The following is a 13,119-nucleotide window of genomic DNA, read 5'->3' as shown; positions in this document are numbered from 1 at the left end:
TCTAGCCGTCTGAACGACGCCCGGAGTCGGTACTTTGCGCGAGCGGCAGTGTCCCATCCTGAGGACAGCGCCCTCATGTAGCGCACCTCAACCGCCCGGGCGCAGCCGGATACCGCGGCTGCCCGCACGCCTTGCCAGGAGTCCGCCATGTGTGGCCGCTTTGCCCAGTATCGCTATGCCCTCGACTACCTGGACGCCCTCGGCGCCGGCGTCTCGGACGTCCGCACCGGCCTGGAACCCCGCGCCCTGGGGCGCTACAACGTGGCGCCCGGCACCCGGGTTCAGCTGCTCCACCAGCAGGCCGATGGCCTGCACCTGGATCCGGTGCGCTGGGGCTACCAGCCCGCCTGGGCGCGCCAGGCCAAGCGCCCACCGGTGATCAATGCCCGCGTCGAGACGGCGGCCAGCAGCCGGATGTTTCGCGGCCTCTGGCAAAAAGGCCGTGCCCTGGTGATCGCCGATGGCTGGTACGAATGGAAGAAGGATCCCGCCGATCCCAAGCTCAAGCAGCCCTACTTCATCCGGCTGAAATCCGGCGAGCCGCTGTTCTTCGCCGCCATCGGCCACTTCCGTCCGGCCGACCAGGCAGCCCAGGACGATGACGGCTTCGTCATCATCACGGCTGCCTCCGACGCCGGCATGGTCGACATCCACGACCGCCGCCCGCTGGTCCTGCCACCCGCCGTGGCGCGCGAATGGCTGGACCCCGAGCTGCCCCTGGAACGCGCCAGCGAGATCGGCGAGGTCGAGGGCACGCCGGTGGACGCCTTCGACTGGTACCCGGTGGGCAAGGCCGTGGGCAGCGTGAAGAACGATGGACCCGAGTTGCTGGAGCGGATCGCCGAGCCGCTGGTATGAATCAGGCGTCGGGCCCGATCCTCTAGGCCGGCACCGGTATCGCACTCCCCTCCCGCTGCCGCGCCAGGTCGCGATAGCCGGCGGCCGGATGGTTCTCTGGCAGCCGCGGGCCGGCGCTGCCGAGCTTCTCGCGCAGCGTGCCCGGCTGATAGGCGCGCTTGTAGACCCCGCGCCGCTGCAGCTCCGGCACCAGCAATTCCACCACGTCGGCAAAGGTCTCGTGGGTCACCGCATAGGCGAGGTTGAAGCCATCCACGTCGGTCTCCTCGACCCAGCTCTGCAACTCGTCCGCCACGGTCGCCGGGCTGCCTACCAGCAGCGGTCCGAAGCCGCCGATGCCGACCCAGTCGGCCAGTTCCTGCACCGTCCATTGCTTGCCGGCATCGGCGGTGGAGAAGGCCTCCACGGCGGACTGGATGGCATTGGTGTGCAGGTGCTTGAGGACCTGGTCCGGGCGGTAGGCGGCAAAGTCGATACCGGTCCAGCCGGAGATCAGCGTCAGGGCGCCTTCGTAGCTCACGTAGCCCCTGTAGTCCTGCCACTTCGCCCGCGCCTGGGCATCGGTCTCGCCGACGATGATCGTTTGCAGATTGAAGATCAGCACCCGGCGCGGATCGCGACCGGCCTCGGCGGCCCGGCGGCGGATGTCGGCCACGGTTTTCTTCAGCACCGTCTTGGACGGGGCGGCGACGAAGACGCATTCGGCGTGCTCGGCGGCGAACTGTCGGCCACGGCTGCTGGCGCCGGCCTGGTAGAGCACGGGCGTGCGCTGCGGCGAGGGTTCGCAGAGGTGATAGCCGGGCACCTGGAAGTGCCGGCCGTGGTGGCCGATGGGATGCACCTTGGCCGGATCGGTGAAGCGCCCGGAGGCGCGGTCACGCAGCACCGCGCCCTCTTCCCAGCTGCCTTCCAGCAGCTTGTAGACCACCTGCAGGTATTCCTCGGCGTAGTCGTAGCGCGCATCGTGGTCGGCCTGGGCGGATTGGCCGAGGTTGCGCGCGCCGCTTTCCAGGTAGGAGGTGACGATGTTCCAGCCGATGCGCCCCCGGGTCAGGTGATCCAGTGTGGAAAGCCGCCGGGCGAAGGGATAGGGATGCTCGAAGCTCAGGGAGGCGGTGAGGCCGAAACCCAGGTGACGGGTCACCGCCGCCATGGGGGTGATCAGCGCCAGGGGATCGTTGACCGGCACCTGGGTGGCCTCGCGCAGGGTCGCCGCCGGGCCGCCGCCGTAGACGTCGTAGAGGCCGAGCACATCGGCGATGAACAGGCCGTCGAACAGCCCGCGTTCGAGCAGTTGCGCCAGCTCCGTCCAGTACTCGAGGTCCTTGTACTCCCAGGAGCGGTCGCGCGGATGGCGCCACAGTCCGGGCGACTGGTGGGCCACGCAATTCATGTCGAAGGCATTGAGGCGGATTTCGCGGGACATGGGGACTCCTAGCGCGACGCGTCGCGGCGCCGTGCCAATTGGTTGAGGGTCAGCACCAGCAGGATCAGCAGCCCGGTGGCCACCTGTTGCCAGTAGAAATTCCAGCCCACCAGCAGCAGGCCGTTGGCGGCCACCGCCAGCAGCAGCACGCCTAGCAGGCTGCCGGGGACGTTGGGCCGGCCGTGGCGATTGAGGCTGGCGCCGATGAAGACGGCGCCGATGCCGTTGATGAGGTACGCATTGCCCGAGAGCGGCACATAGGCATCGATGCGCAGCGCCAGCAGGATGCCGGCGACCGCCGCCGCCAAGGCCGTGGCCAGGCAGGTCCAGAGCGCCAGGCGGCGCAGCGCCAACCCCGAATGACGCGCTACCAGCGGCTGGCTGCCCAGGGCCAGCAGGGCGCGACCCAGGCGTCCGCGCGCCAGTACCACCCCGTAGAGTAGTGCCAGCAGCGCCACCGCCCAGACCGCCGCCGGTGCGCCCAGCCAGCTGCTCGCGGGGGGTCGGAATTCGGGTTTGAGGTAGAGCGGCAGGCCGCCCTCGGACAGCAGCTGTTGCAGGCTGGTACCGATGAACAGCACGCCCAGGCTGGCCAGGAACGGCGACAGCCCCACACCGGCCACCAGCAAGGCGTTGGCCAGCCCCACCAGCAAGCCCAGCCCCACCCCGCCGGCGAGCGCCACGGCGAGCGGCCAACCGGCGTTGAGCAAGGCGATGCAACCGAAGGCCGCCAGATCCAGGGCGATGCCCACCGAAAGATCGATGCCGCCCGCGGCGATGGCGTAGGTCAACCCCAGGGCCACCAGCGCCGGGACCAGGCCATTGTTCAGCAACAGGCTGAGCAGGTTGCCCTGACTAAGAAAGCCGGGAGCGGCCAGGGCGAAGACCACCACCAGCGCCAGGAACAGCAGCGGCAATGCCAGGCGCAGACCGGACCGGCCGAGGGCAAGGTTCGCGTTCATCGGCGGCTCTCCTGGCGCAGGCTGGCCGCGGCCACCACCAGCAGGATCAGCACACCCTGGACGCCATTGACCAGGAAGCTGCTCACCCCGAGCAACTGGAAGCCATTGCCGAGCATGCCCACCAGCAGCGCCGCCAGCAGGGTGCCGCCGACGCTGGGTTGCGCGCGCCAGGAGAACACCGTGCCGAGAAAGGCGATGGCCACCACCGGCAGCAGCAGCTCGCCCGAACCCGGGGTACTGCCGCTGAACCAGGCGACCGACAGCAGCGCTGCCAGGCCCGCACAACCGCCGGCCAGCAGATAGCTGGAAAACACCAGCCCGCGCACCGGCAGACCCGCGGCGCGGGCCGCCTCGGGATGATCGCCCACCGCCGCCAGGCGCAGCCCATAGGGGGTGCGCTGCAGCAGCACCGCCAGCGCCAGAGCGGTCAGCAGCAGCACCCAACCCGCGGCCGGTATCCCCAGCCAGCTGCCGAGGCCCAGGAGATCCAGCCAGGGCGCGCTGGCCGGCAGCACGGTATTTTCGCTCAGCACCAGTTCCAGACCGGCCACCACGTTGAGACTGGCCAGGGTGGCCAGCAGCGGCGGCAGGCCCAGCAGGGTCACCGTCAGGCCGTTGAGCGCTCCGACCAGCAGCCCGCAGACCAGGGTCAGGCCGATGGCCAGTGGCGCACCGTAGCCGGCGTTGACCAGGGTCGCGTGCAGCGCCGCGCAGAGTCCGAGATTGGCCGCCAGCGAGAGGTCCAGGCCACCGGCGAGCACGTTGCCCCCGCCGCCGACGATCACCAGGGTCAGGCCCAAGGCGAGAATGCCGGGAATGGCGGCCTGGGCCAGGATGTTGGCCAGATTGCCTGACCCGAGAAAGCCCGGCGCGCGCCAGGCGAACAGGGCCGCGATCACCGCGAAGGCCAGCAGCGCGCCATGGCGCCAGAGGTCCGGGCGCCAGGTCGGGACCGGGATCGACAACCGCTCAGGACGCGAGGCCAAGATCCGCCCTCCGCTGCTGTCTGGCGGGCCATTCGCTGGCTCCGGTGGCGGCCGCCAGGAGCTCCTCCGCCGTCGATTCGGCCGCCGGGCGTGCCGGCAGCAGGCGGCCGCGATGCATCACGTGAATACGGTCGCAGAGATTGAGCAGTTCGGGCAGATCCACCGACAGGATCAGCACGCCGGCGCCCTGCTCCACCAGCCGGGCGACCTGGCGATAGAGTTCGGCGCGGGCGGCGAGATCGATGCCCACGCTGGGTTCGTCGAGCAGATAGAGTCGCGCGTCCCGGGCCAGCCATTTGCCCAGGGCGACCTTCTGCTGGTTGCCGCCACTCAGGTGCCGCACCGGGGTATCCAGGTCCGGGGTGCGGATGTCCAGCGCCTGGCGGAACCCATGGGCGGCGCGACGCTCGGCCCCTGGCAAGCGCAGCCCGTAGCGGCTGAAGCGCTCCAGGGCCGCCAGGGTGAGGTTCTCGGTCACGGTGAGATCCAGGGCCACGCCCTGCTGGCGGCGATTCTCCGGCAACAGCGCCAGACCCGCCCGCACCGCCGCGCGGGGACTGGCGAAACGGTGCGGGCGACCGTCCAGCAGCATTTCGCCCTCGGCTACCGGCAACAGGCCGAACAGTGTCTTGAGCAGCTCCTTGGCGCCCGAGCCCACCAGGCCGGCGACCCCGACCACCTCGCCGCGGCGCACCTGCAGGTCGACCTCGGCGAAGGCGCCCGGACGGCCCAGCCTGCGGGTCTCCAGCAACACCTCGCCCGGTGCCGCCTGGGTTTTGGGATAGGCCTCGCCCAGCTCCCGGTTGATCATCAACCGCGCCATGGCCGCTGCCGGCGTCACGCTGGGCGTCACCTCCGCCACCACCCGGCCGCCGCGCAGTACCGTGGCGCGATCGCAGAGGCGCTCGACCTACTGCAGGTAGTGGGACACATAGAGCAGGGCCAGCCCCTGGTCGCGCAACTGGCGCAGCAGGCTCAGCAGGCGCTCCACCTCGCCATGGGCCAGGGCCACCGTGGGTTCGTCGAGCACCAGCACCTTGGGCGTGCCGAGCAGCGCCCGGCTGATCTGCAGCAGCTGCTGTTCGGCGCTGCTCAGCTCCGCCACCCGGGTTCGCGCGCGGCAGTCCAGGCCGAAGCGCTCGGCCAGCAACCGCTCCGCCGCCCGTTCCTGCCCACGGCGATCCAGCAGCGGGCCAAGGCGTCGCTCCTGACCGAAGAACAGCGCCTCGGCCAGGGTGAAATTGGGCGGCAGCAGCCGCTCCTGGTGGATGATGGATACCCCGCGCCGCGCCAGCTCGCGCGGCCCCGCGCCGAGCAGCGACTGGCCGTCCAGGCGCAGCGCGCCGGCATCCGGTGTCACCAGGCCGCCGAGCACCTTGATCAGGGTGGACTTGCCGGCACCGTTCTCGCCGATCAGCCCGTGGATCTCGCCGGCCCTGAGGGTCAGGTCCACGCCGTCCAGCGCCTGGGTGGCGCCATAACGCCGGGAGATGCCCTGCAGCTCGAGGATCGCCCTGCTCATGGATCACCTCGCAGCGCCGCGACCTGATTCAGGTTGGCAGGGGTGGTGAGCAGGGTCGCCACATGGGTCTCCTTGGGCAGATCGCGCGCACCGGCCAGATACCGGGCGACGTTCTGCACCGCGGTCCGGCCCATCAGCGCCGGTTGCTGGGCGACCACCGCGCCGACCGGACTGTCGCCGCGCTTGAGCAACTCCAGCACCTCGGGGGTACCGTCGACGCCATAGGTCTTGATCTCGGTCCGACCGGCTTCGATCAGCGCCTGGCTGGCACCGAGCTGGGGAATGTCCCAGGCCGACCAGATGGCGGCGATCTGGCCCTTGGGATACTTGTTGAGCAGCGCCGCGATCTGGCCACGGGCGTCCTGCACGGTGTTGGGAATCACGTCGCGCAACTCGGGCTGGATGATCTTCAGTCCCGGATGGGCGTCGAGCACCTTGCGCAGCTCGGCGTAGCGGATGGCGCAGACCGGCACGCCCTGGAAGCCGTTGAACACCAGGATGTCGCCCTTGCCGCCGGTGTCCTTCGCCAGTTGCTCGGCCAGCTCCCGCCCGGCGGCGGCGTTGTCCGAGGTGGTGTTGTTGAGGCTGTACTGGGACGGCGCATCGATGGTGAACAGCGGGATGCCGGCCGCCTGGATGCGGCGCAGCCAGGGGTCTATCACGCTCAGGGTGCCCAGGGTCTGGATCACCGCGTCCGGCTTCTGGGTCACCAGGGTCTGCAGCTGGGTCACCAGATTCTTGTCGTTGCGACCGGCGTCCAGGGTGATGGGCGTGCCGCCCAGCCGCTTGACCTCTTCCACCTGGGCCTGGAAGGCCTTGAGATCGAAATAGTGGCTGGTGCCGGTCATGCTGATGGCGATGCGCTTGCCGGCCAGCGACGGGATCTCGTCGGCAGCCGCCAGCGCGGCCGTGGCCAGCAGCGGCACCAGCAGGAGGGAACGAAGCAGTGTACGCAGTGACATGGCAGTCCTTTTCTAGTCGGTGATCGTCAGGTGGTACTCGCCCAGCAGGCGCCGGAGGTCGCGAACGCTCGGCCCGGGCTGACGGGGCGCCGGGGCGTCCGTCAGCCATTCGCGCTGGAGTTCGGCGGCGAGCTGGCGGGCGTGGTCGGTGGCCAGGCGCAGCTGGAGCTGGCGTACCGGTGCGTCCTCGCTGCGGTGCGGACGCTGCAGAGCGCGCGCGGCGGCCAGGCGCACCTGGAGGTCACCCACCGCGGCGATCACCAGCGGATCGCGGGCGCGAACGTCCTGGGCCAGTGCCTCGCGCAGGTGCGCGAGCACCTGTTCGGCGAAGGCGAGTTCGGCGTGGATGGCAGGGGCGAGATCGGTCATGGCATCAGTTCCAGGCGTGACGAGGCGGCTCGACGCCGTTGAGCAGGTTGTTGCCGATCAGGTGGTATTTCCAGCGCACCGGATCGTGCAGGGTATGGGTACGCGCATTGCGCCAGTGGCGGTCATGGCCGAAGCGGGCCGAGACGCTGCGGGTGCCGCCCAGTTCGCAGAGGCGATTGGCGGCGGCCAGGGCGATCTCGGTGGAGGCGACCTTGGCCTGCCCCACAACCACCGAGGCTTCGGCGACGCTGGCCGCGGAGGGCGCCGCCAGTGCCCGGTCGACGGCAGCGCCGGCGTCTTCCAGCAAGGCCTCGGCGGCGGCCAGCCGCCAGCTCAGGTCGCCGATCAGCGCCTGGCTCAGCGGATCCTGCCAGCCGTGCTCAAGCCCGCTGTCGGTCCAGGGCCGCGCCAGCCGGGCAGCGGCCAGGCTGGCGGCGAAGGCGCCGCGAGCGATGCCGACATCCACCGCCGCCTGGATGATCTGGGATACCGGGCCGTCCGCCGTCGGCCGTTCGAAGGCCTTCCAGGCCGGCAGCACCGCGCTGCGCCGGACACTGACGCCTTTGAGCTGCACCCGGCCGCTGGCGGTGGTGCGCTGGCCGAAGCCGTCCCAGTCGTCGATCACCGTCAGGCCACCGGCATCGCGCGGGACCAGGGCGAGATGGGCCAAGCCCTCCTCGTCCAGCGCGACCGTGGGGACCACATGGGCGAACAGCGCGCCGGTGCAATAGGCCTTCTCGCCATCGATCCAGGCGGTGTCCCCGGTGAAGCGGATGCGCGTCTCGAACTGGGTGACGGTCTTGCTGCGCGCCTCTGAGAAGGCATTGCCGAAGCGATAGCCCTGGAGCACCAGGCCGAGGTAGTGGCGCTGCTGATCCGGACTGCCGGTCAGCAGCAGGTTGTTGACCACGCCCAGGTGGTTCTGCGGCAGCTGCCCCAGGGAGGGATCGGCCGCGGAGATACGGGCGATGACTTCGGCGACGGTGCCGAATCCCACCCCGGCGCCGCCGAACGACCGCGGCACGGTGATGGCCCAGAGTCCACTGGCCGAGAAGCGCTCGATCTCGGCCCAGGGCAGGCGGCGCTCCTGATCACGACTGAGCGCATCGCGGGCGAAATCCTCCGCCAGGGCCGCCGCGGCATCGAGGGCCTCGGCGGCGTCGCGCAAGCGCGTGGCAGGACGTTCGGGGACAGCACGGGGGACGGTATTGAGCGAGGTGGCGACGACCATGCAGGGACTCCCTTGGCGGTAACCCCTGAGCCAGAGCACGAGCTGTGCCATCGCCAAAAATACGATCTATATCAGCGACTTATATAAATATCCCGATACCTGGAAGTCGCTGACCAGACACCTCGGCAGACAACTGTTGCCCGGCGGACAGCCCTGGGCAACAACCCGGGCAAGCCGTGAGACTGCCCCAGGACGCCGCTCAACCCTCCGGATTCAACATCTCGCTGATCTTGTTGGCCAGGGCGTCGATGGCGAAGGGCTTGGTGATGATCTCCATGTTGGGGGCGAGATAACCCTCCACGTTGGAGCCTTCCGCGTAGCCGGTCGCCAGCAGCACCTTGAGCTCAGGGCGATTGGCCTGGGCCAGATCCGCCAGCTGGCGGCCGTTCATGCCGGGCAGGCCCACGTCGGAAATCATCAGGTCGATGCGCTGGGGATTTTCCAGGAACGGAATGGCCTCCTGGGCATCCGCCGCCTCGAGGGTCTGGTAGCCCAGTTCGCTCAGCACCTCCAGGATCAGCGAGCGGACCACGACTTCATCCTCGACGACCAGCACGACTTCGCCACCGCCCAGCGGCGCGATTTTCTGCTCCTCGACCGCGAGGAGGCCCACCTCGCCACCCAGGCACGGCATGTAGAGTTCGACGCGGGTGCCCTTGCCCGGCTGCGAGCGGATCCGCACCGCGCCGTTGGCCTGGCGCATGTAGCCATACACCATGGACAGCCCCAGCCCCGTGCCCTGGCCGATCGGCTTGGTGGTGTAGAAGGGCTCGAAGACCTTGGCCAGCACGTCGGGGGTCATCCCCAGCCCGGTATCGGTCACGCTGAGCAGCACATAGTCGCCTTCCCTGAGCTCCAGGGCCGCGCCCTGCTCCGCAGTGAGGTGCACGGCGGCGGTGGTGATGGTGATGGTGCCGCCCTTCGGCATGGCATCGCGGGCGTTGATGGCCAGGTTGATGATGGCGCTTTCCAGCTGGTTGGCATCCATCCGCACCAGCGCCAGGCCCGCCGCCAGCTGCGTCCGGATGCTGATGTTTTCGCGCAGGGTGCGATGCAGCAGGTCTTCCAGCGACGCCACCAGCGGATTGACCTCGAGGGGTTTGAGATCCAGGGTCTGGCGGCGGGAAAACGCCAGCAGCCGCTGGGTGAGCGCCGCCGCCCGCTGCGCCGAGGTGACCGCCGCGTTGATGTAGCGCTCGTCCTCGCTGGAATCCCCGCCGCGCCGGCGCCGCTGCATCAGCTCCAGGCTGCCGATGATGCCGGTCAGCAGGTTGTTGAAGTCGTGGGCGATGCCGCCGGTGAGCTGGCCGACCGCTTCCATCTTCTGCGCCTGGTGCAGGGTGTCTTCCACCCGGGAACGCTCGGCCACCTCGGCGGCGACCCGCGCCTCGAGCGTCTCGTTGAGTTCCGACAAGGCCTTTTCGGCCTGCTTGCGGGCCGTGACGTCGGCGCAGGTGCCGGTCACATAGGAGGGCCGGCCGGCGGCGTCGCGAAAGACCTTGCCCTTGCTCAGCAGCCACTGTTCGCGCGGTCCGCGCTGGAGCCGGAATTCGACGACGAAATCCTTGCCGTCCAGGCAGTCGACCAGGCACCGGCGGACCCGCTCCCGGTCATCCACCTGGACGAAGTCCAGGAAGCGCTCGACGGGGTCGGCCGTGAGGACATCGGGCAGGCCGAAAAGCTGCTGCAGCGCGCTGTCGCAGTAGAAGCGGCATTCGTCGAGGTACCAGTCGAAGATGCCGGCCTCGGAGGCCAGCAGCGCGGCGCGAAAGCGTTCGTCGGCGAGCTTGAGGCTCGAGCGGGAGTGTTGCTGGGCGAGTATCTGCTCGGTGACGTCTTCGGTCTGGTGGATGATGTAGATGACCTCGCCGCGGTCGTCCAGCACCGGGACGTTGAGCGGGCTCCAGTAACGCACCTCGAAGCCGCCGCCCTCGCTGTCTGGCCGCGGGATGTCGTACTGGGTGACCGCCATGCGATCCGGCTCGCGGCTCTGGATCACCCGCTCGAAAGAGGCGCGCAGCACCCCGGCGCCGAACTCCGACTTGCCGTCGGGGTTGCGCCCGAACACTTCGAATATCGAGCGCCCGATGCAGTCCTCGCGCCGGGTATTGGTGCCGCGCAGGCGCCCTTCGTTGGCCGCCACCATGATGAAGTCGGGGCCAGGAGCGAGCACCAGCACCAGATGAGGAAGGCGTTCGAAGAGCAGTTGGAAGTCTGGATCCTGAGGCATGGGTACCTGCATAGATCGGTCAGCGCGAAACGGGTGGTTGCCGGGTAGACCCCAGGCAACTCGGTCTTTTTCTCCTTCTGTGGAGGCCACTGGCCAGGGCTGGGTTCCACCGCCAAGACGAGACGCCTCCTGGGGCGCGGTCGACCCCCGAGTCAGCCGACCGACCATGCGCGGACGCCGGCCAGGCCCTGACCGCTCCGGGGCGTGACGAACCCTCGGCGCGAGACGCGCTGGCCTCACCGCCCGCTCAGCGCGCCGCCGAATCTTCTGCGGTAATCCCCCGGACTCAGCCCCACCACGCGGGTGAAGACCTTGCGGAAGGCGCCCGGATCGCTGTAGCCGACCTCCCAGGCGACCCGTTCCAGGGGCAGCCGGCTGGCCTGCAGCAACTCGCGGGCGCGACCGACGCGCAGTTGCTGGCAATAGGCGGTGGTGGTCATGCCGGTGGCCTGGCGAAAGCGGCGCAGAAAGGTGCGCGGCTCGAGTCCGGCGCGGTGGGCCAGGGTGTCCAGGGCGAGGTCCTGGGCGCCCGTCGCCTGCAGCCATTCCTGCACGGCGAGGATGGCGCTGTCGCCGTGGTTCAGGCGCGGCGAAAAGGCGCTGTAGTAGCGCTGCTGTCGGCCAGGCGGGTCGATGACCAGGGTCCGCGCGGTGTCGAGCATGCGCCTGGCGCCCAGGTAGCGATCGACCAGGCGCAGGCCGAGATCGGTCCAGGCCATGAGACCGCCCGCGGTGACCAGGTCCTCGCCATCGATGAGCAACTGGTCGGCGTCCAGGCTCACGGCCGGAAAACGGGCGGCGAAGCGCTCGACATGCAGCCAGTGGGTGGTGGCGGTGCGGCCATCGAGCAGACCGGTTTCCGCCAGCAGAAAGGCACCGGCGCAGATCGAGGCCAGGCGCACGCCCTCGCCATGCCGTTGGCGGAGCCAGTCACGATAGGGCGCGGCGGCAGCGGGTGAAATCGGCTCCGCCAGACTGGGTGGAAGGATCAGCACCTGAAGCGCGCTATCTGCCCCGGGCAGGGAATCGTAGACCCGTCTGGGCAGCGTCTCGCCCTCCTCCAGCCGCCAGTGGCTGACGCGCAGTCGCGGGCGCTCGGCATCCTCCGCGGTCCCGGTGATGCGTCCGGCGATCTCGAACAGGTCGGTGAGGCCGAGTACCGTCGCCTGTTGCACGCCGGGATAGAGCAGCAGGCCGAGTTCGATCGGTGGTTGATCGTGCATGTGTCGCTGGCGCCCCTGAAGTTGTCGGTCACGCCTCTTCGCCCGCAGGCGCGGCTGGCCAATCATGGCCGGACCCAAACCTGAAGCATCTTCCGAGAGGCTGGACATGAGCAAGCACGCCGTCGTAGTCATCGATCTGCAGAACGAATACCTCCCCCGCGGCAAACTGCCCCTCAGTGGCATCGAGGCGGCGGTCGCCAATGCCGCGCGGATCATCGCCCACGCCCGAGACCAGGGCGTCCCGGTGATCCATGTGCAGCATCAATCGCTGAGCGCCGAGGCGCCGATCTTCGTGCCCGGCAGCGATGGCGTGGAGTTCCAGGCCGCCGTCGTGCCCCGGGCCGGCGAGCCGGTGGTGGTGAAGCACTATCCCAATGCCTTTCGCGAGACCTCGCTCGAGCAGCTGCTGGACGAGCGCGGTATCGAATCGCTGGTGGTGGTGGGCGCCATGAGCCATATGTGCATCGACGCCGGCGTTCGCGCCGCGGCTGATCTGGGCTACGCCGTGACCGTGATCCATGACGCCTGCGCCACCCTGGAGCTGGAATTCGCCGGAGTCCGGGTGCCGGCGGCCCAGGTGCACGCCGCCCTGATGGCCGCGCTGGCCTTCGCCTATGCGAGCCTGGCGTCCACCGACTCCTATCTCGCCGGCCAAGGCAGGGCGGCGCCCGAAGCGCCTTAAGGCACGCCCTGGTCGATCAGCCCCAGCCGCGCGACCCGGGTGCCCGGCGGCAGCAGCGCGCCCGGCGCGATGACCGCATTGGCGCCCAGCCGGCAACCATCGCCGATCAGGGCGCCGAACTTGATCACCCCGGTATCGATCACCTGCTCTCCGTGGCGGATGCGGATGACCGCGCCGTCACTTTCGTTGCGGTAGTTGGCGACGATGGCGCCCGCCTCCAGATTCACCCCGCTGCCGATCAGCGAATCCCCGACGAAATTGAAGTGGGCGAGCTTGCTGCCGTCCAGCAGCAGGCTGCTCTTCAACTCGCAGGCCGGACCCACCACGCAGTGGGCGCCCAGGTGGACACCGCCGCGCAGATAGGCGCCCGCCGCCACCAGGGTGCCCGGGCCGATGATGACCGGTCCCTTGAGCACCGCGCCCGCCTCCACCACCGCGGTCTCGTGGATGGCGCTGTCGCCCTGGCGCCGATAGCCGGGACCGAGGCGCGCCAGCAGCACCCTGACCTGCTCCTCGCAGGCGCCGGTATGCGTCCAGGGCGCGGCGGGCTCCAGGCCCAGACTGGGCCAGGCGGTGATGAAGGTGGCGATATCCAGATCCGGCATGACGGGCCTTGGCAGTGGTGGAACGCCTGCCGATTCTGACCTGTGTTCCCAGCGGATGCTCGC

At 69.4% G+C, this 13,119-nt stretch carries 11 protein-coding genes and 1 pseudogene; 2 read left to right on the top strand and 10 right to left on the bottom strand.

The genetic code is table 11. The features are described from left to right. Positions 1-147: 147 nt before the first annotated feature. Positions 148-858 (top strand): SOS response-associated peptidase family protein, encoded by a 711-nt coding sequence (locus tag PVZ77_RS08035; protein ID WP_273806257.1) that lies wholly within the window; start codon positions 148-150, stop codon positions 856-858. Between the two features lie 22 nt (positions 859-880). Here the strand turns inward: PVZ77_RS08035 and PVZ77_RS08030 are convergent, their stop codons facing one another. From PVZ77_RS08030 to PVZ77_RS07990, 9 genes and pseudogenes are all read right to left on the bottom strand, one after another. Then, the gene (locus tag PVZ77_RS08030; RefSeq protein WP_273806256.1) at positions 881-2,284 is read right to left on the bottom strand and encodes an LLM class flavin-dependent oxidoreductase; all 1,404 of its coding nucleotides are present in this window, start codon (positions 2,282-2,284) and stop codon (positions 881-883) included. A gap of 8 nt (positions 2,285-2,292) precedes the next feature. Then, positions 2,293-3,246, bottom strand: a complete 954-nt coding sequence (locus tag PVZ77_RS08025; RefSeq protein WP_273806255.1) for an ABC transporter permease subunit — start codon at positions 3,244-3,246, stop codon at positions 2,293-2,295. Continuing rightward, complete coding sequence (locus PVZ77_RS08020; protein ID WP_273806254.1) at positions 3,243-4,232, bottom strand: ABC transporter permease; 990 nt, start codon at positions 4,230-4,232, stop codon at positions 3,243-3,245. The genes PVZ77_RS08025 and PVZ77_RS08020 overlap by 4 nt, the downstream gene beginning before the upstream one ends. Next, positions 4,216-5,754 (bottom strand): annotated as a pseudogene (locus tag PVZ77_RS08015) (sugar ABC transporter ATP-binding protein). Before PVZ77_RS08015 ends, PVZ77_RS08020 begins: the two are co-directional and overlap by 17 nt. Beyond that, the gene (locus PVZ77_RS08010; RefSeq protein ID WP_273806253.1) at positions 5,751-6,716 is read right to left on the bottom strand and encodes a sugar ABC transporter substrate-binding protein; all 966 of its coding nucleotides are present in this window, start codon (positions 6,714-6,716) and stop codon (positions 5,751-5,753) included. The pseudogene PVZ77_RS08015 and the gene PVZ77_RS08010 overlap by 4 nt, the downstream one beginning before the upstream one ends. A 12-nt stretch (positions 6,717-6,728) precedes the next feature. Next, a complete protein-coding gene (locus PVZ77_RS08005) occupies positions 6,729-7,085 on the bottom strand; it encodes a hypothetical protein (protein WP_273806252.1) in 357 nt (118 codons plus the stop codon). A 4-nt stretch (positions 7,086-7,089) separates the two neighbouring features. Beyond that, entirely contained in the window at positions 7,090-8,316 is a 1,227-nt protein-coding gene (locus PVZ77_RS08000) for an SfnB family sulfur acquisition oxidoreductase (protein ID WP_273806251.1), read from the bottom strand. Between the two features lie 199 nt (positions 8,317-8,515). Further along, on the bottom strand, positions 8,516-10,546 hold the full coding sequence (locus tag PVZ77_RS07995; protein ID WP_273806250.1) for an ATP-binding protein: 2,031 nt from the start codon (positions 10,544-10,546) through the stop codon (positions 8,516-8,518). Positions 10,547-10,782: 236 nt separating this feature from the next. Beyond that, positions 10,783-11,769, bottom strand: coding sequence for a GlxA family transcriptional regulator (locus tag PVZ77_RS07990; protein ID WP_273806249.1), 987 nt, complete (start codon positions 11,767-11,769; stop codon positions 10,783-10,785). Between the two features lie 106 nt (positions 11,770-11,875). Here PVZ77_RS07990 and PVZ77_RS07985 point away from each other — a divergent pair, with 106 nt between their 5' ends. Beyond that, entirely contained in the window at positions 11,876-12,451 is a 576-nt protein-coding gene (locus PVZ77_RS07985; protein ID WP_273806248.1) for a cysteine hydrolase family protein, read from the top strand. Here PVZ77_RS07985 and PVZ77_RS07980 read toward each other — a convergent pair. Then, positions 12,448-13,056, bottom strand: a complete 609-nt coding sequence (locus tag PVZ77_RS07980) for a DapH/DapD/GlmU-related protein (protein ID WP_273806247.1) — start codon at positions 13,054-13,056, stop codon at positions 12,448-12,450. The two genes, PVZ77_RS07985 and PVZ77_RS07980, sit on opposite strands and share 4 nt — an antisense overlap. Positions 13,057-13,119 lie beyond the last annotated feature (63 nt).

The sequence above is a fragment of the Pseudomonas sp. SHLD1 genome, assembly GCF_028640935.1.
Lineage (GTDB): Bacteria > Pseudomonadota > Gammaproteobacteria > Pseudomonadales > Pseudomonadaceae > Chryseomonas > Chryseomonas aestiva.
Note: the sequence above shows the minus strand (reverse complement) of the source record. Positions and strands in the feature narration are given on the sequence as shown.

Bases quoted from the DNA above. Each gene is read 5' to 3' on its own strand.
- PVZ77_RS08035 (WP_273806257.1), top strand. From the start codon at position 148: ATGTGTGGCCGCTTTGCCCAGTATCGCTATGCCCTCGACTACCTGGAC.
- PVZ77_RS08030 (WP_273806256.1), bottom strand. From the start codon at position 2,284: ATGTCCCGCGAAATCCGCCTCAATGCCTTCGACATGAATTGCGTGGCC.
- PVZ77_RS08025 (WP_273806255.1), bottom strand. From the start codon at position 3,246: ATGAACGCGAACCTTGCCCTCGGCCGGTCCGGTCTGCGCCTGGCATTG.
- PVZ77_RS08010 (WP_273806253.1), bottom strand. From the start codon at position 6,716: ATGTCACTGCGTACACTGCTTCGTTCCCTCCTGCTGGTGCCGCTGCTG.
- PVZ77_RS08005 (WP_273806252.1), bottom strand. From the start codon at position 7,085: ATGACCGATCTCGCCCCTGCCATCCACGCCGAACTCGCCTTCGCCGAA.
- PVZ77_RS08000 (WP_273806251.1), bottom strand. From the start codon at position 8,316: ATGGTCGTCGCCACCTCGCTCAATACCGTCCCCCGTGCTGTCCCCGAA.
- PVZ77_RS07995 (WP_273806250.1), bottom strand. From the start codon at position 10,546: ATGCCTCAGGATCCAGACTTCCAACTGCTCTTCGAACGCCTTCCTCAT.
- PVZ77_RS07990 (WP_273806249.1), bottom strand. From the start codon at position 11,769: ATGCACGATCAACCACCGATCGAACTCGGCCTGCTGCTCTATCCCGGC.
- PVZ77_RS07985 (WP_273806248.1), top strand. From the start codon at position 11,876: ATGAGCAAGCACGCCGTCGTAGTCATCGATCTGCAGAACGAATACCTC.
- PVZ77_RS07980 (WP_273806247.1), bottom strand. From the start codon at position 13,056: ATGCCGGATCTGGATATCGCCACCTTCATCACCGCCTGGCCCAGTCTG.